Source organism: Nostoc spongiaeforme FACHB-130 (assembly GCF_014698475.1).
Lineage (GTDB): Bacteria > Cyanobacteriota > Cyanobacteriia > Cyanobacteriales > Nostocaceae > Nostoc_B > Nostoc_B spongiaeforme.
The window spans coordinates 58,074-79,848 of record NZ_JACJTB010000033.1; the positions used below are offsets into that span (position 1 = coordinate 58,074).

General features: G+C 38.5%; 16 protein-coding genes. 5 read left to right on the forward strand and 11 right to left on the reverse strand.

Annotated elements, in window-relative coordinates; genetic code table 11:
* Positions 1–2,166: a lipoxygenase family protein gene (locus H6G74_RS21360; RefSeq protein ID WP_190969581.1), complete on the forward strand. Its 2,166-nt coding sequence runs from the start codon at positions 1–3 to the stop codon at positions 2,164–2,166.
* Between the two features lie 538 nt (positions 2,167–2,704).
* Here H6G74_RS21360 and H6G74_RS21365 read toward each other — a convergent pair.
* The 4 genes from H6G74_RS21365 to H6G74_RS21380 all read right to left on the reverse strand — a co-directional run bounded on the left by H6G74_RS21365 (position 2,705) and on the right by H6G74_RS21380 (position 10,542).
* Positions 2,705–3,685 carry a magnesium transporter CorA family protein gene (locus H6G74_RS21365; RefSeq protein ID WP_190969582.1) on the reverse strand — a complete coding sequence of 327 codons (981 nt, stop codon included), beginning with the start codon at positions 3,683–3,685 and terminating at the stop codon, positions 2,705–2,707.
* Positions 3,686–4,082: 397 nt separating this feature from the next.
* Positions 4,083–7,085: a UPF0182 family protein gene (locus H6G74_RS21370; RefSeq protein WP_190969597.1), complete on the reverse strand. Its 3,003-nt coding sequence runs from the start codon at positions 7,083–7,085 to the stop codon at positions 4,083–4,085.
* Between the two features lie 318 nt (positions 7,086–7,403).
* Positions 7,404–9,131 (reverse strand): pentapeptide repeat-containing protein, encoded by a 1,728-nt coding sequence (locus tag H6G74_RS21375; protein ID WP_190969583.1) that lies wholly within the window; start codon positions 9,129–9,131, stop codon positions 7,404–7,406.
* Positions 9,132–9,360: 229 nt separating this feature from the next.
* Positions 9,361–10,542: a hypothetical protein gene (locus H6G74_RS21380; RefSeq protein WP_190969584.1), complete on the reverse strand. Its 1,182-nt coding sequence runs from the start codon at positions 10,540–10,542 to the stop codon at positions 9,361–9,363.
* Positions 10,543–11,442: 900 nt separating this feature from the next.
* Here H6G74_RS21380 and H6G74_RS21385 point away from each other — a divergent pair.
* Positions 11,443–12,651 (forward strand): lysozyme inhibitor LprI family protein, encoded by a 1,209-nt coding sequence (locus H6G74_RS21385; protein ID WP_242051303.1) that lies wholly within the window; start codon positions 11,443–11,445, stop codon positions 12,649–12,651.
* Between the two features lie 78 nt (positions 12,652–12,729).
* Here the strand turns inward: H6G74_RS21385 and H6G74_RS21390 are convergent, their stop codons facing one another.
* From H6G74_RS21390 to H6G74_RS21400, 3 genes are all read right to left on the reverse strand, one after another.
* A complete protein-coding gene (locus H6G74_RS21390) occupies positions 12,730–13,053 on the reverse strand; it encodes a hypothetical protein (protein WP_242051304.1) in 324 nt (107 codons plus the stop codon).
* A 595-nt stretch (positions 13,054–13,648) separates the two neighbouring features.
* Positions 13,649–14,044 carry a ribosomal maturation YjgA family protein gene (locus H6G74_RS21395; protein ID WP_313888505.1) on the reverse strand — a complete coding sequence of 132 codons (396 nt, stop codon included), beginning with the start codon at positions 14,042–14,044 and terminating at the stop codon, positions 13,649–13,651.
* Between the two features lie 154 nt (positions 14,045–14,198).
* A complete protein-coding gene (locus H6G74_RS21400) occupies positions 14,199–14,648 on the reverse strand; it encodes a hypothetical protein (protein WP_190969587.1) in 450 nt (149 codons plus the stop codon).
* A gap of 211 nt (positions 14,649–14,859) precedes the next feature.
* Here H6G74_RS21400 and H6G74_RS21405 point away from each other — a divergent pair, with 211 nt between their 5' ends.
* The 3 genes from H6G74_RS21405 (at position 14,860) to H6G74_RS31305 (ending at position 18,135) form a co-directional block, all read left to right on the forward strand.
* Positions 14,860–16,305: a hypothetical protein gene (locus H6G74_RS21405; protein ID WP_190969588.1), complete on the forward strand. Its 1,446-nt coding sequence runs from the start codon at positions 14,860–14,862 to the stop codon at positions 16,303–16,305.
* A gap of 12 nt (positions 16,306–16,317) precedes the next feature.
* A complete protein-coding gene (locus tag H6G74_RS21410) occupies positions 16,318–17,556 on the forward strand; it encodes an SMI1/KNR4 family protein (protein WP_242051305.1) in 1,239 nt (412 codons plus the stop codon).
* A gap of 402 nt (positions 17,557–17,958) precedes the next feature.
* Positions 17,959–18,135, forward strand: coding sequence for a hypothetical protein (locus H6G74_RS31305; protein WP_242051306.1), 177 nt, complete (start codon positions 17,959–17,961; stop codon positions 18,133–18,135).
* A gap of 25 nt (positions 18,136–18,160) precedes the next feature.
* Here the strand turns inward: H6G74_RS31305 and H6G74_RS21420 are convergent, their stop codons facing one another.
* The 4 genes from H6G74_RS21420 to H6G74_RS21435 form a co-directional block, all read right to left on the reverse strand.
* Entirely contained in the window at positions 18,161–18,478 is a 318-nt protein-coding gene (locus tag H6G74_RS21420; protein WP_190969590.1) for a hypothetical protein, read from the reverse strand.
* Positions 18,479–18,526: 48 nt separating this feature from the next.
* Positions 18,527–19,669 carry a WG repeat-containing protein gene (locus H6G74_RS21425; protein WP_190969591.1) on the reverse strand — a complete coding sequence of 381 codons (1,143 nt, stop codon included), beginning with the start codon at positions 19,667–19,669 and terminating at the stop codon, positions 18,527–18,529.
* A 244-nt stretch (positions 19,670–19,913) separates the two neighbouring features.
* On the reverse strand, positions 19,914–20,390 hold the full coding sequence (locus tag H6G74_RS21430) for a hypothetical protein (RefSeq protein WP_190969592.1): 477 nt from the start codon (positions 20,388–20,390) through the stop codon (positions 19,914–19,916).
* 65 nt (positions 20,391–20,455) lie between these two features.
* On the reverse strand, positions 20,456–21,493 hold the full coding sequence (locus H6G74_RS21435) for a hypothetical protein (RefSeq protein WP_190969593.1): 1,038 nt from the start codon (positions 21,491–21,493) through the stop codon (positions 20,456–20,458).
* Positions 21,494–21,775: the final 282 nt, after the last annotated feature.

Genomic DNA, 21,775 nt, shown 5'->3' on the forward strand with positions numbered 1-21,775 from the left:
ATGTCTTTAGCTTTTCTGCCTAACTCTGCTGTACTTTCAAAATTAGATATTAAAGATATTCTGTTATTTTTATATAAATTGTCCAAACTTGGTAAAAATGCCGAACAATATACGGAATATAACTACAATTATAATTATGTTCCGCCGTTGGCAATGACTGGTGCTGTACCACTACCACTGATTAAATTAGGAATACCAGTGCAAGAGTTACCTAATTTAAAGTGGGTGGTGATAGTAGCTGCAAAAATCACTACTTTGTTAGTGAATGAAGCTTTAAGTAATTTTTTTGATAATTCTTTGGGTAATTCTTTAGCTTATGGGCTAGAGGGAGAACGCCCTAGTTTAGAACTAACTAAAAAGCTACAAACATTAGTAGAAATTGACAAAGAAATTCAAGAATCTGATAGTAAACATGAGTTAGAAAAGCTGGCGTTAAAACTAGCATTAACAACTAGAGAGATTATTACAGAACTGAAAAGCAATGATTTAGGGAATGTTTCTTTTGATGTGAATGAAACATCGGAAGTTGCTCAGGAGTTGGCAGAGATTGATCAAGAATGGGAATTGTATGAAGCAGAACAAAAGGCTACTAATGTAGATTTTTCATCCTCGGTGATTGAAGATGCGATCGCAGATTTACTCAGTGGTGCGGTGAAGCAAGTTATTCTCGCTAATGCTGATTTGCTGAAGTTTGATGATGATGAGGCATTACCTGGAGATGTTAACTTTTCTCCAGAGGTATCAGCAGCACAGCGAACATTAAAAGATTACAATAAATTATTCAGCATTATACCTTTACCACAAATTAGTCAGAATTTCTCAGAGGATTTAACTTTTGGTTATATGCGAGTGGCTGGGCCAAATCCTTTGATGCTACAGCAAGTAAAAGCTGGAGACAAGATTTTAGAAATTAGTGACGCACTTTATCAGGAAATTACCAAGACTTCCGATTCCTTAGCAGCAGCTATTAGTGAAGGTCGTCTTTATCAAGCTGATTATGCTGCATTAAAAGATATGCAGAGTGGGAATTTTCCCCAAGAACAGAAGTATATTTATGCACCTGTGGCATTATTTGTAGTTCCACCATTAAATAATCTGTTTCGGCCTTTAATACCAATTGCAATTCAATGTCAGTCGGGAAGTCCGGTATTTACCCCTTTAAGTGGTGAAAATTGGTTGGTGGCTAAGAGTGTGGTGCAGATGGCAGATGTTAACTATCATGAGTTGGTGAGTCATTTGGGGCGGACTCATTTATTTATTGAACCATTTGCGATCGCAACTAGAAGACAACTACCCAAAAACCATCCTCTCAGAATTTTACTAGAACCGCACCTAGAAGGAACTATCTTAATTAATTACGGCGCTCATCAAAAGTTAATTGCTGATCAAGGTGGAGTAGATAAGCTGTTAGCTAGTACAATTGAGAGCGATCGCCAGATGGCAATTAAAGGCGCTCAAGATTATTTGTATAATTTCAACGCTGCTATGTTTCCCAATATTTTGGTTAGTCGTAGCGTTGACAATGTTAATCAACTACCAGAATATCCTTATCGTGATGACGGTCAACTAATTTGGCAAGCTGTCTCTCAATGGGTAAGTACATATTTAAGTATTCAATATCCCAATGCACAGCAAATAATTGCAGATGTAAACTTGCAAAATTGGGCAAAGGAATTAGTTTCTCAACAAGGCGGTCGTTTACAAAACTTTGGGGAAGATGTTTCAGGTACAATTAAAACTCTGGAATATCTGATTCAAGTTGCTACCACAGTTATTTTTACAGCCAGCGCCCAACATGCGGCGGTGAATTTCCCTCAAGGAAATCTCATGACTTATACACCTGCTTTTCCTTTAGCCGGTTATTCATCAGCCCCCACATCTGACCAACAAAGTGACTTGATGAACTTTTTACCGCCATTATCCCAAGCCAAAGACCAGTTAAAGTTAACTTATTTGCTGGGTTCAGTTTATTACACCCGCTTAGGTCAATACTCTAATTCCTATTTCCACTCTCAACCACAAATCAAAGCTGCTTTGTTCACTTTCCAAACTGAACTCAAAGATATTGAAGCAGAAATTAATCGCCGAAATCGGCTCAATTCTGCCAGAATAATGCCTTACGAGTTCTTATTACCTTCAAGAATTCCTCAAAGTATCAATATCTAAAGCTTTGTTGGCTATCAAATATTTATAGAGCATCAATCTAACGCACCATGATCATACCGTGGTGCGTTAAATGTTTGTATAGATTTTTGTGATTAATGAGCAACCTACAAGACTGGCACGGCAAAATACAATCAAGTTGGAAGAAAATTAACCGCAGATGAACGCGGATAAACGCGGATGGCATTTCGTTTATTGCATAATTAATTGCATTAAGAATGTGTTGTCTTGCATTGTGAATGTGTCGCCTCACATTGTGAATGTGTTGCCTCGCATTGTAATTGTAAGTAATTAATTATTTAAAGGACTTATAGCGTTTACTATAGCAATCCTAAATCATTTATAAAATTCTTTTCCTTCTCTTTCTTCTCCTTCTTTGTGTTCTTTGCGTCCTTTGCGGTTCGTTAAAAAGAATACTTTTTTACAACTCAGATAGGATTGCTATATTTGGCTGAAGGACAAATATATCTGCGTCCATCTGCGTTTATCTGCGGTTAATTATTTTTATCTGTACCTTACCAGACTAAGAAAAGCTATATAGTTACAACAAACGTTGCCGTTTAGCAAAAGTAATACTAAAAATTACAATCAATAGTATGATGCTAATTACTAGTGGGTAAGCCCAAGGTTGCTCTAACTCTGGCATGTATTTAAAGTTCATGCCATAAAAGCCAGTAATAAAGGTGATGGGTAAGAACGTGGTGGAAAGAATAGTTAAACGATTAATGCGTTCACTGGTTTTACTGGCGATATTATCGCGTTGAATTTCCATTAATTCTGACATCCAAGCCCGCAATGCTTGGTATTCTTGCCAGAGGTTATCGATTTGATATCCTAATTCTTGATGGAATAATTCTTTGACTGGTTGGCTAATCCATTGAATATCATCATAATTCATCATTGCCAGCAGTGACTTAAGATTTTGAAAATTTCGCCGCCCAGAACGTGTAGATTGTCTCATAGCAGCAATTTTTTGATAAGTTGTTTCATTGCCAGAATTAGCTAAGACTTCATCTTCCAAATCATCAAGTTGCCGCGAAATATAATCGAATACAGTATGGTAATTATTGAGAATATCTTTGGAGATTAAATATAAAAGGTAATCTACACTCCAGCTTTGAATTTCTATGTGTCGTTTTTGAATATTATTTAGTAATAAAGTTAAAACTTTAATTTCTGTGGTTTCAAAGGTAATAATAAAGTTACGCCCTAAAATAATACTCCCCCGCGCCACTTGAAATTCTCGATTTTTGATTTGGTGAGTTAAAATTTCATAGCCATCAAATAAGCAATCTTCCATGTCTTCATCAATTCCGGTGAAGGAATGGTTAAAAATCATGTCGATGCGGGATGGGTCGAGGTGAAAGTGGTTAATAATTTTAGCGGTTCCGGTGCGATCGCGGAAATGAAGACAGCGTAACCAAATATTATGCGAACCATCAATTCTTTTCAGGATGGCATTAACATCTTTACCAGAAAATATTTCTAAGTGATTCTGAGAAAATGTCAGCAGCGTTAGCATATAGCATTCCTAATTCATACTAAGTTGCAGTCAAAGTTGTAAAGACGTTGTATACAAAGTCTCTACCTGGGGTAAGAGTGGGGAGTCAGAAATTATGTTGGAACGCAACTTAGTATCAAGGGTAAGCATGAATAACCAAGCAAGAATATAACTTTGCTTCTCAGTCAGAATCACAACAACTCATGCTTTCCATAAATATCATGAATTTGTTGATGGTGCATAGCAGATATTTAACAATTGCAGGAAATTGATACCAAATTGCTGCTTAAGTTTTTGAGACGTTGCATGTCACAATATCACTGATAAGTACAGGTTGGTGTAAGTAAACAGACCATAAGAAATTGCTAAAAGGCTTGTATTATCAATATTTCTTCTTTTTCCTTTTGACTTTTTACTTTTACCTTGTTGTACTAGGTGAAGTTCCTTCTTCAAAGGGACGCACAATAGCAGGTTCTGGTGTAACTTCTGGTTGAAAGATAGCTTGTAGTGCTTGTTCTAGGGTTTGCGCCATGACAATGCGATTTTCGTAGGCGACAACTACCCGCACCAATGTGGGCAAACTATTTTGAGTTGCTTCTAAATATATTGGTTCGACGTACAATAATGATTGCTCGATGGGAATGACTAATAAATTTCCTTGAATTGCTCTAGAGCCTTGACGATTCCATAAAGAAATTTGCTGAGAAATTACGGGATCTTGGTTAATGCGTGCCTCAATTTGTTCTGGCCCGTAAATTAGGCGTTCTTTGGGAAAGATATATAACAATAACTTACCGTAGTTATCGCCATCCGATCGCGCCGCTAACCAAGCAATTAAATTTGTCCGTTGTCTGGGAGTGTAGGGTAACAGTAAGATAAATTCTTCAAAGGGAACAGTCGGCAGACTAGTAATTAAATAATATGCCTCGACTGGACGGGCTTTATCACCATAAATTTCGTTGGGGATTTGCCATTGGTCTTCGCGGTTGTAAAATACCTGGGGGTCTGTCATGTGATAAGTCATCAACCGTTCCGCTTGAATTTGAAAAAAGTCCACTGGATAGCGGATATGATTGCGGATGGTTGCAGGCATAGCACTCAGAGGTTTAAACATCTGGGGAAAGATGTTAGCCCATGTTTGAATGATGGGATCTTTAGCGTCGGCAATGTAAAAATTAACTGTACCGTTGTAAGCATCAATCACAACTTTAACAGAGTTACGAATATAGTTAATTCCATCGTTATTTGGGTCAGAATAAGGATGGCGATCGCTTGTTGTATAAGCATCGACAATCCAAAATAGGTTATTGTTGACACCAGGAAACCCAGTACCAATGCGAGGATCAGCCGCGACTAAGTAAGGATCACTATCAAATTTTAAAAAAGGTGCAATGGCGCGAATGCGTTGATTGATATTCCGGCGAAACAATACCTTGGTATCTGGCAAAAAGTCCCGCGTAAACAACATTTGCCAATCTTTTAAATACATCGCAAATAAGCAACGCCGCCACACAGAACCGATAGAAACGCCACCTGAACCATCGTAGATGTTGTAAGCGTTATCACTGCCGCTAGGATAATCTAATTCTCTGACTCTTGTACCAGTCATTACATAGGTGTTCGTAATTTCTCCGTAATAAATCCGGGGTAAACCAATGGGGATGCTATCTCGAATTGCAGCACTAGAAGTTGTCAAGGCTTCGTTCGCATTCCCAGCAATATCTTTGACAAAATATTCTGGTAGTCCCCCAGCCGCAACTGTATTCACAGGACTCAATGTAAATCCATAACCATGTGTATAAATTAAATGACGGTTTACCCATGTCTGCGCTTGTTGGGGTACAGCACCATAATCTAATTCCCGCGCTGCAATTAAAACTTGTCGCCGTTCTGTTAATTCTGTGGATGTTTCCGAAGTTGTTGTCTGTTGTGCATTCGCTTCTGTTTCTAAGGTATACCGATCAATATCAGCATCGGGAAAGCGATAATAAGGACGAATTTGTTGCAGTTGGCGGTTAGTTTCTAAAAGTGGACGCTGATCCCACAAGCGGATATTGCGAATTGTTAAATCATTTTCACGCAAATCTGCTTCGGTTAAAGTTCCTTGGGGGTTAAAGGTTCTTGCGTCAATGACTTCTAAATCAAAAGCTTGGCGAGTTAAAGCAATAGACCTTTTGATATAGGGTTCTTCTCGCTGTAATTCGTTTGGCTGCACGATTAAATACTGCACTACCTGGGGTAAAATCACGCCAGCCGCAACAGCTACAGCTAAATAAACGCTTAACCCATAACCTACAAATTTGCGATAAGTTGATTTTGGTCGCCAAAAAATTGTCCGCCCCAACAAGTAAAATGCGATCGCCACTGCTAAAACACATAACACAGTGTAGGCTGGTAACTGAGCATGAACACTGGTATAACTAGCGCCATAACTCACACCTTGTTGGGAATAAACGAGTTCATAACGACTCAGCCAATAACTCAAAGCGACGACTAGCATTAACAAGCCACCCATCCCATACAAATGACGCTGCTGCTGGGATGAAAAACCAGGGAAAATTCCCTGACTTAAACTCTCCGCCGAAAGCAGATAGGTAAGACTAACGGCGAGGAACCCAAATAAACATAAACCCATAAACCAGAGTTCCATCAATTCCCAAACTGGTAGAGAAAAGATGTAGAAACTAATATCTTGGTTAAATAATGGCTCAGAGTAATTAAAACTTGTAGGATAAAAATATTGCAGAACCTTTCCCCAGTTCTGGTGGATTATCCAACCAAATAAAATACTAAATGTACCCGCGATCGCTGTTAATACCCAGCGTGGATACATTAAAATAGCGATCGCTACACCGCCAACTAAAGCACCATATAAAACCTGAGTCGTAATTTGTCTACCCAACGCCCAAATTGTTTCTAAGCGAAACAACGAAATCACAGGTAAACTAGCTTTGTTAGCAGAAGCTTGCCAATAAGCGAAGGAAATTTGACCGTAATGCGCCAGCATTAACCCCACCAACAAGCTGAAGATAACCACTACAGGTAGCAGCCAGCGCAATTTAATTGGTAATACACCAGTGTAAGTAATTTGACTGTTATCATATTTTGCATATTGCGGACTGAGCAGATTTTTTAACTCTGCACTCAGTCCAGCTTCTTCACGCTTGATTTGAGCAATTTTCAAAGATGAGGGATATTTTAGCTTTTGTGCTAACCATAAATTTCCCCATAGATAGACCGCACTCACAACCGTGACAAATAATACTAAACTAACCTTAGTCACTAACCTTAATAAGAATACTTGCAAATAACCGACTTCTTGAAACCAAAAAATCTCTGCGCCTAGACGGGAAGCTAAATCTAATAACAGCCACAGTCCCAAGAGTATTACGAAGAGTCTCAAGCACCATTTCCAAAGCATTGTGGCAGCCAAATTTGTGTTCTCAATATTTCTATCATCTCAATATATAGAAATCTCAGCATCTCTCCCGCGAAAAAACTCTGTGAACTCTGCGCCTCTGTGGTTTGTCTCACGCAGAGGCGCGGAGGCGCGGAGGGGGTGTAGCGGTGGAGACAAGGGAGACAAGGGAGAGAGAAGAAACTAGCCCCGACGAATGGAATTCGCGGCTATAAAAACAAAGTCCGCCTTCGCGGACTAAGCTAAAACTCTCTTAAACTCTTATAACTTTGCGTCCTTTGCGTCCTTTGCGGTTCGTTTCTTCATAATTTTGCGTATTCCCTACAATCCAGCGACGATTTGCTGTAATCTTTCTAAACTAGGGTTATCTTGTTTTTGCGAATAGATTTTCATTGCTTGTTCAAAGGCGAGTTTTGCTTCCGCTTTCTTTTTCAGTGCTAATAAAGAATTGCCTTTGTTTTCATAAGCTGCGGCATAATTGGGGTCTCGTTGAATGACGCGATCGCAATCTTTAACTGCATCCTCATATCGTTTACGATTAAATCTGGCGACGCTGCGTTGATAATAAGCTTCGGTATAATTCTCATCAATTTCAATAGCGCGGTCAAAATCTTTAGTTGCGTCTTTATGCTGGCTGATGGCGGCGCGAGCAAGTCCTCGGTTAAGATATGCCCAAGCCCAACCACTAGAGTTATCAATGGCTTTATCATAATCTTGAATCGCACTTTGATAATCTTGCATAGCAAACCGCGCTAACCCTCTGTTATTGTATGCCTCGGCAAATTTAGAATTAATTCTAATGGCTTGAGAAGCTTCGGTAATGACTGCTGTATAATCTTTTTGAATGCGGCGAATTGTGGCGCGTCCGTTATAAGCCTCCGCATTGTTGGGGTCGAAGCGAATTGCTTGGTCAAAATCAGCTAACGCACTTTGATAATCATTCTGCTCGATGCGAGTTAAGCCACGATTGCTGTATGCTTTTGCATAACTAGGGTCAATTTCAATAGCTTTGTTGTAGTCAGCGATCGCAGCTTGGTAATTTTTCAACTTACTGTAAGCAGAACCGCGACTAGTATAAATTTGAGCATCTCTAGGATTTAATTCTATCGCTTTGTTGTAATAGGCGATCGCACCTTGATATCTCCTCTTACCACTGAGTGTATTTCCCCAACGGCTGTAATCCAAAGCATCCGCACGAATATTCTGAGGTAAACTATCAGCATCCAGATTTGCCCCCCTTAAATCTGCATTATCCAAATTGGCACTGTTGAGTTTACTGCCAATCAAATCTGCACCCTGCAAATTTGCATTGTAGAGATTAGCATTCTGCAAATCAGTATTATTCAATCTGGCATTACTCAAATCAGCATTTTGTAAATTTGCATAACTGAGATTGGCATTTTTCAGTTCTATACCCCTCAAGTTATAACCACTCAAATTCACCCGACTTAAGTTAACTCCATTTAGCGACACGCCACGGAAGTTAAAATTTCGCAAATCTGCATTACTTAAATCAACACCATTCAAATTCACACCTTGGAGGTTGACATTATCAAACCGCACACCCCGCAAGTTAGCATCTTGCAAATTTGCCCCATTTAAATTAGCACCACTCAAGTCAGCATTCGTCAAATCAGCACGAGTTAAATTCGCATTACGCAAATCAGCACCACTCAAGTTAGTGCTACTTAAATCAGCATCACTTAAGTTTGCCTTTTCCAAATTAGCCCGAAAAATATTACCGCGAGATAGTTTCGCCTTACCTAAATTACTATTACGCAAATTAGCGCCACTCAAATCTGCATTACTTAAGTCCGCACCACTCAAATTAGAGTCCGATAAATCAGCACGCAGCAAATTTTTCCAGCTAAAATTTGCCCCGCTTAAATCGCATTTCGCACAGTTATTTGTATCTATTAACTGTTTAATATGTTCTGGCTTGCTGGCGTAAACTGGAATTGTAATTAACAGTGGAGTTAAAAAGGTCAGAGTTATTAAGAACTGCTTTAGATTTTTTGCTTTAGTATTGCCAGTAAGTTTTCTTAGCATCCGTCACTCATCCTCAAGCTTCTTTTAACTTTTACAAGCTCAAAACCTAGTATTACGGATCAACCTAAAGCTATCTTTGTTCCTTCGCAAATAGTTTATACTTAGCCGGAGCCTTGAGATGATAATCTACTCCCACAAAGATTAGTTACCTAGAAAGCCACTGGGCTAGACGGGTTCCCCGCCTCTCTCAGTGGCGTTAGGCATTTTCAATCTAATTCTTAATTAACTGTTACACCAAAGCTACTGAACTTGTGTAGTCTTTGATAATTCCTAAAGAATGATCACCTGAACTGATGAGTGTGTCATTTCCCATTTGCGTGAAAGTGGCATTTAACCCGCTAACATCTAAACGATCCTTCTTATCAAAACCATAGATTGTAGCAAAGCCACTGCTTCCCAAAATCACTGTTTTATTACCGCTTCCTAGATAAACAGTATCATTGCCACCTCCTTGAACAGTGGCTTCAGAAAAGTATATTTCTTCAAGGTCTTGGATAGGGGCGGGAGCAAAAAAAGTGTCTCCGCGAAGATTTACCACATCACGACCACTTCCTGTAAAAATTGTGTCGTCGCCCAGACCAGATATGATTAAATCATCTCCAGAACCAGAATTAATGAAACTTTTAGTGCCAATTGTAATTACAGTATCGCTACCACTTCCTGTTAGAATATCCACAACATCAGAATTAGGCACTCCATCAAAAAGTTCAATATTTGCAGAGGTAGCTAAAACGAAATCTTTCCCTGAACCTGTTGTAATACTTGTTTCTCCAGCTACAACTACTTTAATCAGGTTGTCGCCATTTCCTGCATTAATGCTTTGCTTGTAAGGTTCTCCTTCATAAAATTCAAAATAACCTAATATTGTAAATGCCCCATTAATAGTTGTGGTAATCAAATCATTTCCTGCACCTGTAGATACAGAAGAATTACCTGCTCCTAGATAAATTGAGTTATTACCATTACCAAGATTAACTTGAGAATTAGCAATTCCTGTCACATCAATAATGTTATTGCCGTTGCCAGCCGATATTTTGATATTCCCAAAAATACCACTACCATCAACAATATTGTTACCTTGACCGATATCAACAATATAATTACCACCTCCTAAAACCACAAAATCATCGCCAAGTCCAGTGTCAATAGTTGTAGTACCTCTTATTGATGCTTCAGGTATGACACCATAACCACCATAAAAAATTGCGGGGCCAACATAAGGAGGATAATTAGCAATAAACCCGAACTTAACATTTTCTATAATGACATCATTCCCTCTACCAGTCTTGATGACGTTATTCGTACCTAAAACTTCTAACCAAGTATTTTTTTGATTGCTCTGAAAAGTTTGGTCACTTCCTATTAATGATTCAACAGTGTAATTAATTCCCCGAAAAAATCTTGTTGTCATAACGTTATTAACCTTACTAAAACTGATGAGTTATCCAAAAATCACATAAGCCCAAAACTAGCATTTTAAAGCAGTAAAGCTTATGTTAATGTTTGGTCAATCTTCTTCTATCGCGCTAATGAAATGAATATTTATTATCCTGACAGCATGAAAATTTATTCCAACGATCAGCATTGGAATGCAACTATGCTTATAGACAGTAAAATCTCAAATTTCTCATTTGCTAAAAGTAGAGAAATTTGCTCTCATTTCGCTTAGAAGTGATTAAACAGATTTATTTCCTATTCTCAGTAGACTCAGTACAAATCCGGAATAGTATCCAGCCAATATAGTTAAAAAAAATTAAACCTGAGACTGCAAGTATCTTTAGCCAAAATCATAGCCTGAGAACAAAAAGGCTCAAATTTATATATAGCAAGACTTTGCAGGCTAATTTATAAATAACAAAACAGTGATGAGATAACAAAATATAAAAACCCTGTGCAGTACCACACAGGGTTTTGTAAAGTTTATTTGCAAAAATTCTCAGCATTCAACCTAGAACATATTCATAATCGTGATAATACTCACACTGGTTAACATAATCAAAGCGCCCATAACTACGGATACACCTAGCTGATTGGGTTTATAACTGTTCATTTTTTTATTTCCTTAATAAAATGATTATGCTTTGTTTAAGAATAACAATCTCCGTATAAATATCTACGAAAGCAAAGCAAAACTTAAATTACCTTAAATTATCTTAGTAAACACTGTTGTATGTGCTTACAAACCAGGAGTTTTTGAATAATAGTAGCAGTATGAGCATAATGAGTATCTTAAGCTACAACTTTACTGAAACATACAATCTAAATGCTAGGGATAGTGCTTGAAGGCTACTCAGGATTGGTGATGAGAAAAATGATAAAACTTAGAATTGCGATATTTGCGAGTGTCATTTTAATTGGAAGTCAGCTTGGCGTGGAACCGAGCCAAGCTCTCCCTGCGTCAGATGCCAAGCCACAGACTCCTCTACCTGATCCAACCGTGATATTAGGATTTGGTGGAGTTTTGCAACCAGACTGTATTCGACAGGTTGAAGCGGGTGAATATCGTTGTGCAAAGCGTTGGGCAGAAGTAACCCATTTGCTCAAATCATTGGTTTATCAAGATGTGGAGTCCCAACTTATTGCACCCCTGCAACATCAACTGGCGATCGCAGATCAATCCTGGCATCAGTTTCAAACACAACACTGTCAACAGTTAACTCAACGCTTACGCAATACGCCAGATTTTCCAATTGCAACATCTGTCTGTTTAGCGCGATTAAATAACAATCGCATTCTAGAATTACAGAGAGGTGGTCAGATTATTACCCTCCAATCTCACGATCCTCGATTTGAATTCTTACTTGATCGACTCAAATTGAGAAATTCATCGGTGCAACGTCACTGGGAGCAATATCAAACTCAGTATTGCCAGATCGAAAAAGCTCTATTCGTTTTTAACCCCCTGAGATTGGCTCAATGTCATCAGCTTCTCAGAGAGGCTCGACTTCAGCAACTAGAAGACCTTTTGGCAGCACCTACTCGTGGCTTGGATCTCTTCAATAGTTTTGTGCTACCTGGAATTCCAGAGCTAAATTGTGTGGATAAGACACAGTTTGGGTTAAATCAATGCGCGGTCTATTGGTCAAAAACAACTCAGTTTTTGCAATCAAGTATTTATGGTGATTGGGCAGAAAGACTATCGAAGCAGTATCAGCCAACATTTGCGATCGCACAGAAATACTGGCAAGACTATCGTGAAGCACATTGTACTGAGTTGGTTGAACCTTTTAAGGAAGGTTCTATGTCACCAATGCTCTATCATCGCTGTTTAGCTCGGCTAAATAACGATCGCATTGCGGATCTAAAGGGGATAGCTGTATACGATCCAGAAGACGAGGCGCAGCAAGCCCCAGTTACATCTGGGCAAGATACCACTCAAGCTCTTTGGGAGCCTTATCAAACTCAGTACTGCAAGTTTGAGTCACTGTTTTTTGGTAGTCAAACCAGAAGCAAGCAATGCCCAAATCGTTTAAATCTGGGGCGTTTGCGCCATATCAAAGCAATAATGAATACTCGATAAAGAGGAAAATAATACTAGTTTATTACTTCCTAGAAATTTTTCGATATCAAATAGCATTGCTCCCTCTTGCAATTCAAGTCAATCTATTAATAAACTTCCTTTTAATTGAGATTGAGGATAATTATTATTTTCTTTCAATCTAATTGCAGTTTCATCATAATTCCAAATTACTTGGAAATCATCCTCTGTTTTGCATCTTCTCTTGGAATTATTGGAGATTGAGCCGATTTCTTTTTCCAATAGCCAATAATGTCTAAAAACAGCATGATGACAGTCCATATAACATGTCTCGTCAATTGCGATAGATTTTTTCCCACTAGGAGAAACAAAGTCAGTTCTACATCCTGCTCCAAAAATAAAAATTACTACAAACAATTGAACAATAAATAAAGTTAAGGGCATTATCCCCAAGAATTGAGGTATAGACAATACGAATTTTAACCACCGAGACAAATTTGATTTAAAAATTAGGATAACTGCTGTAATAGAAATAATTAGGACTAAAATCGTCAAGAAGAAACTACTAAATGATCCTCCTCTGAGTGAATATTTAGTATTTCCCGATAACCAAATCAAGGATATCAAGGATATAAAACCGAATATAGATAGTATGTATATGTAGAAAGTGGGACGATTTATAGGAAAAATATTGATATTCTTTTGAGTATTCATATAGAAAATTTTCGTGAAAATATATAAAAAATCCAGAAAACCAAGTTGAAGATATTAGCTATCATCAAATATAATTCTGATAATAGTCACTGTTTTTTGGTAGTCAAACCAGAAGGAAGCAATGCCTAAATCGTTTAAATCTGGGACGTTTACGCCATATCAAAGCAATGATGAATACTCGATAAAGAGGAAAATAATACTAATACAACAAGGCAAAAGTAAAAAGGCAAAAGTAAAAAGGCAAAAGTAAAAAGAAAGAATAACGATACTACAAGGCTTTTAGCAATTCCTTATGGTCTATTTATTTACGCCGACCTGTACTAGTTTATGACTTCCAACGATTGGCCGTGAGGAAAACGATCGCAATCCCAACCGTATAAGCAACCAAATCTCGCCAGTCGAAAGTAGATCCAATTGTTAAATGAGCTAGCTGGGAGTTTCGCCAGCCTAAAATATCAATGAGATTAAGAAACTGAAGCAACTCAATCAAGTAGGCAAAAATGAGAGTTCCAATAGCAACCTTCCGTAGTGGAACTGCAATAAAAGCATGAACAAAATAAGCAATCACCATGACAATTAAAACGTCGCCCAGTAACGGTCTAATCCAATCATCTCGGAAGAAGAGGGCAATTATCACAACTATTGCAAATAGAGTTGCAAACAGGGTGAAAGAGGTACGATTAAATCTCAACCACTTGAGATTACGGAATTGTTTAGGCACGATTGATTTCCTGGGTTTGATTCGCCAGGATTGTAACATTGTTCTTTAAAATTGGACTAAATTGATGAATCCAATTAGTGAATTAGTGTGGCAAAGTCTGCTGAGTGGCAACATACAGTTAGCAGATTTGATTTGTAGTCTATTGAGATCGCAATTAGTGACAGTTGCGATTCCCTTTGATAAAAGCAGTTTTAGGGATTGCACTGCATTTAACCCCTGGAGAACCAAATCCACTATATTGATCGAAACTTCCTTGAACCTGCAAATCTGGGGGGAGCTTGGCAATGCTAGTTTTGTACAAGAAAAGGTTTCCGTCAACCACCATTGCATTGGGCAGTTCTTCAATGTACGTACCGCTAATAGTTAGGTCGCCTTTGACGGTTAGTTGATTGGGCAGTCGCTTGAGATTACCTTCCAGGGTAACGTTACGATTTATGATGCAGCGTCCTTCTTGCTCGATTGCGCCAAGTTTTTTCAGGCTTCCACAAGGCGCAGGGGGAGTCGGTTGCAGCAGATAAATTCCGCCGATTAGCAAAGGAAGTATCAAAAGCAGCGATGCTCCAGGGGAGCCGCTACGCGATCGCCATCTTAGTTTTGAGAACATACAATTCTAATTTAGGTTAACTTAATATCTTGCATTACGTATACATACAGCAAAATCAAACATCTGGGCGATATAGCTACAGTACCTTTGTTTGCTTTTAACACTAAATTAATACTTTTAGCTTTATGCTGAGTATTTAATCTCACTATTTTTGCTTTGAAGATGTGAGGAGTATGTCACTAGAAAATCCAAGCCCTTCGAGAGTTGCTGGATGAGAGATAAGCATGGAAAAACCTTTGTTCTAATTGATGGGTATACATTAGCGATCGCACAAAGCGATTCAGGTGTGTTATTCTCTGGTCGCCACAGTCGCAAAGCTATAACCCGATATGACGATTCGCTCCTAATTCAGTTTTTGGCACGTCATGCCCATCATGATACATTTTGGCAGTGCTTTCAGGCGCGTGAACTGTACGAGAATGAGGATAATCGCTTCTTTGTCAGGGATTGTCAACAGCTAATTGGCGGTACTCCAAAGGAGTCGCTTCGCGATCGCAGTTGGAAGCTACCGCAAGTTTATCAAAATTGGGCAGTTTGGGAACTGATAGATCGGCTGTTTCAAATTCATGGCGAGTCTTACAATGAACCGATTTGTTTATGGCATCCGGGGAGTTACTATCCGATGTACGGTATTCCCTATGGCACTGCATTGAAGGTGATACAGGTTGCGCGGAATTGGATGAATCTGCAAGAAATCGAGGGAATTGAACTCCTCAATGAAACCCAGTGGAATTTACGCTTTGCGTCTGCTGCGAGTCCTACTCAACCCTTACTAATTCCCCAGATTTTGTCTGAGATTGAGGAAGCTGCTAGTATATATCTACTATTTTTTGAAGAACAAGCCCGCTTATATACACCCAATCAGGTTGCAGCAATTCGATATGAACTGCTGCATCAGATGGAGATCGCCAACCTACTCAACCGTGAAATCTCAGCAGAAATTCTTGCTCGTCTAGTTGCTTATCCAAATCTGCAACGCTGCGTCATTCAAGCTGAAAAGCTATGGCGCTATTTAGATGGTGCTTCTGTGAGCCAAGAAAAAAATAGTTTCTGTTTAGATTGGATGTTTTTTGATCCACCACTACCTCAACCTGACTTTCATCAGCTTTGCTTACAGCATTTTCAAAAAGCAAAATTGCAATACCCCTATACGATTCCCTTTGAAGCCGATGGGAAGCAGTATCGACTGGTGACAGGAAATTTGTATCACAATGCGATCGGCTTGTTAACGGTTTTAGAAATTACTATGCCGATAAATGCGAATGCCTTATTTACCAACGTGAATGAGCCGACGTACCTAGAGTTAGTTGTCTGGGCTTCGCAGACATCCTGCTTACCTCCCGTCGAAGATTGGGAAATGTCTGTTGATTGGAGAGGAAGAGAAGATGAGTTGGTCACTTTAGGAACAGATCCTTCCTTGCCTAAAGCTGAATTTTTCTTGAACTGTTTAGCATCTCACCTTGCAAGGCTCTGGCAAAATGGCGAGCGAACGGCGTTGAAAAAAGGATTGCTCCCTTTGCAAAGTTATTTCCCTAAAGAAACCTACTTTCTCTACTGTCGAGGTCAGATGCTACTATCCGGGGAACTGCGATTTAACTATGGGGAATGGTTTGATGGGGGATTCCTCCGGCTTTTTCGGGCAGAACAAGCGAAGTAATAATCATACCAAATGGTAAGAGGTGAGTGGATGTGGGAAGTCAGATATCTGAATGCAGAGTTACTCGATCTTAAACTTTGGGGTGAAGGCTGTCGCCTGTATCAAATTCGCCAAATGGGTGATGATGAAATTTGCTTAATTCAAACGGATGATAGCTGGCAAGTTGTTTATACCGAGCGTGGTGCGGTTCAACAACTGCTGTTTGAATTTACGGATGAGGCTGAAGCTTGTGAGTTTATGTATCGGGAGATTAAGAGAATCAAGCATCCCCATTGTGTGGGGCTATTTCAAACTGATGCTGACGCAGAGCAATTCTGTCAGGTGTTGACTCAGTTAGAAATTCAGTTCTCTCACGATCCGAAAGGAAGGGTGAGGGTTTACGATCAAGATATTTTTACGGTGGAGCGTCACTTCGGTTGCCAATTACCCCTGCGAAAATGGTTAAGCGTTCCTGAACGAATTCACGTTACCCTCGCTCGATTGCGAAAATTCGATCCATACAATCGCTATGCCCAAATCACAACTAATCCGCCAATTGGTTCTGAAGCAAAGTTGAGCGCGTTAGAAGCACAACATGGAATTAAACTACCTGACATTTACAGAACATTTTTGCTAGAAGTTTGCAATGGTGGCAATTGGGAACGGCTAGGACATTACTGGTCGGCTGAGGAAGTTATGGCAAACAATTCTGTAGAACTATGGAATCAGCCTTTACCTGAGTTCCTCGCAAAGTTGAAAGCGGCAAAGTCGGGGGATTGGCTCAAAAATCCAGAAAATCGGCAATATTCAGGGTTGTTACGAATTGTCGATTGGGATAATCCTGTGCGGGATTTGTTTCTCACCCAGGAAGGATACGAGGTGGAAATTCAGGGGGATTGGATTCGTTTTTGTGAGTTTTCTCCAGAACAATGGCTCAAGGATTTTCTAGATGATATTCAAGAAGGGTTATCTACAATTGAAGGATTACTGGCTTTTCTTCGCTCTGGGGAATTAATTCGAGATTATCCATACTTTCATTCGGTGAATTTTGCCAGACTCCTTGCAGAAACCATTGGACTTAATATCGATCCTGAACTCACAAATGAGCAAGTGAAGATGAGCGATGAAATAGATTATAAAATCAACCAATGGCGAATTGAGAATATGGGTAAGATGCGGTACAACTTTGGCTTTAATGCAGAGCAAGCTGAGATGCGATCTCAACGAATTTTAGAAAGGTTGGAGTACATATATAATATATTGTATCCCTAAATGACCCATCATCTGGATCTATTTTTCCAGTGTGAGTGTGCTAGACTTGGCGTTCGCTGATTTTTAATTTTTTAATCTGAAAATTTAATTAACCTTTACAGACTTACAATCTAATCTCCGTCGGCTAATTTAAAAATGTGAAACTTGCGCGAAAATAATTATTTTTATGCAGTTATAGCCACAGTCATATAATTTACGTACAACTACTCAGGTCTTTTTTTTATTTTTCTAAAGTAAAAAATAAATATACATAAAAATGTTGGTGAAAATGATTTTATAAAAGCTATGAAAAAAATACTTTTATTAGCGATGTTGTCTGCTATCCCAAGCATTATTTTTTCTAGCCCCTCTTGGGCTTCTGTTTATATCAAATATTCCAATAACGACTCGGACAAACATGTAATGAAAGTCCAGATGGATGGTTCAACGAAAGAAGTTACATTCAATGGTCGCACGACTGGAGCCGCAACGATACAAGGTAGCGGTAAAGCTGCTGTCATTGAAACATCTTGTGGAAAAGTCGAAGTCAAAGATGACTCTAAAATTGAAATCAAAGACGGCTGTATCAAAGTATTATAAACATCAATTTTTTAAATTACATTCATTATCCAAAATCATATTCATAGGATGTCGCATCTGTTGTTTTAAATACCTGGATTATACGTTCTATTCTCTCGCTCATAAAAGCTAAATTTTCTTGTTCTAAAGTATAAGAATGTAAACAAATCAATTCTTCTACAATTTTAGAAACATCTTCTACTGAGACGACATTTAAATATCCATCATGAAAATGACTGATTAATTGTAAACCAAGATACTTACAAGCAGGCAACCAAAATTGGTAAAATATTTCGCTAGTTGCAACAGGAATCACCTCGTAATTCCCGGTATTAATTTGGATAATTCCCATCTCTATTGTCATCTCATTATCTCGTAATATTTCAGACTCAAATTTGTCAAAATGCTATAATTACTGGGTTGGTTGCCAAATATATTTACCAGTGCGATCGATATATCCAGATGCTTCTCCAACTTGCACTTCTGCTAACCCATTAGAGAAGGAATAAGCTCTATCAAACTGTGATGCGATCGCTAATTTTCCAGTGCGGTCAATATATCCCCATTTACCTCCAATTTGTACATCTGCTAATCCCTCGGAGAAATAACCAATTTTATCAAAATTTGGTGCGATCGCTAGTTTCCCTGTACGGTCAATATATCCCGATTTTCCGCCAACTATTACTTGTGCTAACCCATTCTCAAAAAGCCAAGTCATATCAAACTGGGGTTTAATGACTAATTTACCAGTGCGGTCAATATATCCCCATTTACCTCCAATTTGGACTGCTGCTAAATCCTCATAAAATGACCAAGCTGCATCAAATTGAGGTTTAATGACTAATTGACCTTTTGTATTAATAAATCCCCATTTTTTACCAACTTCTACTACTGCTAAACCCTTAGAAAATGACCAAGCAGTATCAAACTGAGGTTTAATTACTAATTTACCTTTATTATCAACAAATCCCCATTTTTTACCAACTTGAACTGCTGCTAAACCCTCAAAGAATGACCAAGCACTATCAAATTGAGGTTTGATGGCTAATTTACCCTTATTATCAACAAATCCCCATTTTTTACCGATAGCAACCAAAGTAAAACCATTGACAAAAGCTTCAAGATTATCAAACTGTGGTTTAACCACAAACTTACCTTTATTATCTATGATTCCCCACTTTTTACCAACTTCGACTTTAGCAAAACCACTCAAGAAGCGATCGCAATTATCAAACTGTGGCTTTATGACCAATTTACCTATGTGGTCAATATATCCCCATTTCCCACCTACTTGAACTTGAGCTAATCCCTCATAAAACGACGAAGCAGAATCAAACTGGGGTTTAACGATTAATTTACCATTGCGATCAATATATCCATATTTCCCGTTGATTTTTACATCCCATAACTGGGGTGATGAATTCTCTTTTGTAGACTTAACTGTGATAGAAGATATTGATTGATGAGTATCACTAGATATAGATGGAGTTGACAACAATGTTATCCCTGTTATCGCTACTAGCAAAATCAAGGTATGGTGAATATGAGATTTCATATTTGTGACTTCATCAGTAGTAATGTCACTTATCCATAACTCAAAACTAGCTTAATTGTCATCCCTAAAAATCATCGGATACACGAAACCAATACCAATCAGCGTCTAAGTAAAATATAGCGGTTCTCACTCTAGCGAGGTACAAGCAAGAATAATTAACCGCAGATGAACGCAGATGGAAACAGATACGTTTGTAACTCAGTAGACTAGGAAACGCTATATATGATAATTAGCATTATTCATATTACTTTGGTTTGGGTTCCCAGTTAAAATCATGAGGACAATCGCATTCTTGAGCTTGGTTGCAGTTAATTACCATCATGCTAAAGCAAAAATTTAGAAGAGTTCCATTGTCAAATTTTACTTGTAAATTGCCTGGACTGCGAAAACCAGCACCACTATAACCAATAATTTGATACTTAGAGCTTAAGTTTGAGCCATTAAAGAAATATGGTTTAGGGCTGAAGCTATAATCACCCTTTAAATCATTTAAACAAAAGGCTTTTGTGATATACCTTTGTGCAATAATTTCTGCTTCTTTTGCAGATGGATCGCCAATTGCACTGATAAAATTATCGGATATTTTGGTGATTTTATGAGCTTGAGTACAGTCAACTATATGGGTTTTTAAAAAGTTTACTGGAAAGGCAAAACGTAATAAACAATAAATTAAACCTAGTGTTAGAATTCTAATAATCGAGATTGGAATAAGTTTTTTCATTGACTACAAGAGATAATACTGTTCTAGCTTTATGTTGCTGATAGATAAAGTGCGATCGCCAAGTGCTACAAATGAAAGCATAACACCCCATTACGGGTAGCAGCAATTACTCGCTGATATGCAGTATCTATTGCGATCGCTTGTATAATTGCATCTGTTTGGTACTCTGCTTTCACAACTCCATCTTGAATATTTAGCAAAGCCAGGGTTTTTCCTGCTCCTAATACTAGGGTTTGGTCATTGAGAAAAGCAATATCACTTTGCCAAAGATTTTCCTCATCATGCTGATGTTTGATGTAGGTTAGGGATACTTCCCAAACTTTATAAAGAACAGAAGTTGGTGTTGGGTTATTATTTATTCCCCAATGACTGCGATCGCTAAATAGCTGGGAACGATTAAATCGACGGTATGTCACCAATAATTTCCGTTCAAAATGATAGCAAGTATGGATAAAAGCGTCTTCGTTGGGACTAAAAATAATAGTATCGTTATGACAGCGCATATCACCCCAAAAACCTCCCCGAAGGGAAAACTGACCCGTTGCTAAATCATCAATCCAATGAAGTTGAAAATAGCTGAATTGGTCAATTGATGAGTTGATAAAAAACTGCATCTTTGGGTCAAATACCAAGCTGTAATTATATTCTGTCTCAAAAGCAAAACGCTGAATTATACCCGATTGCAATTCTATTAGATACAGCGAAGTATATGATTCGACAACGACGATGTACTGTTGACAGGGAGTAATCGTGACACAACCAGGTATATCGGTACATTCAGGTAGCTCTATTTCCTGGATACAGCTAAAATCTTCCCAGCGACGAATTTCTAAGATGGCATTGACTGGCTGGTAGGGAAGTTGGTAAATATTATTACACTGAATAATGGCGATGCTCCAAAGGAGCTGGTCTTTGACCATCGCATTTGCTTGGGGTATTTTGGTAAGTAAACTTAATTCTGTATATCGTTCCAAAGAAGACTCTGACAACATCTGGGCTGTATCGGAAACATCCCAACGCACCAATTTATAACGTTTTTTATCAACAGTTAAAGTAATCGCCTCTTGCTTACTCGGATCGTAAATTAAAGTTTTGCAGTTCATCTTGGGAGAAATTCGGCAGTTTTTAAGTTAATTTTAATCGCAGGTACTGTTTAATCTTGGTTTCCCTCCAAGGGAATCGTTACCCATTCACCAACGCGATGGGGTGAATTAAAAAGACAATGACAAATGACAAATGACAGCCCTCACTAGTTATCTTTAATTGCACCGACCTTGTATATTGAGGGAAGTAGTAGACCGTCCCAACCTTGGTCACAATAGACCGCTATGTAGCACGGGTCACTACAAAAATCTCTTTGACAGAACTCGAACAGTCGCCAGGGG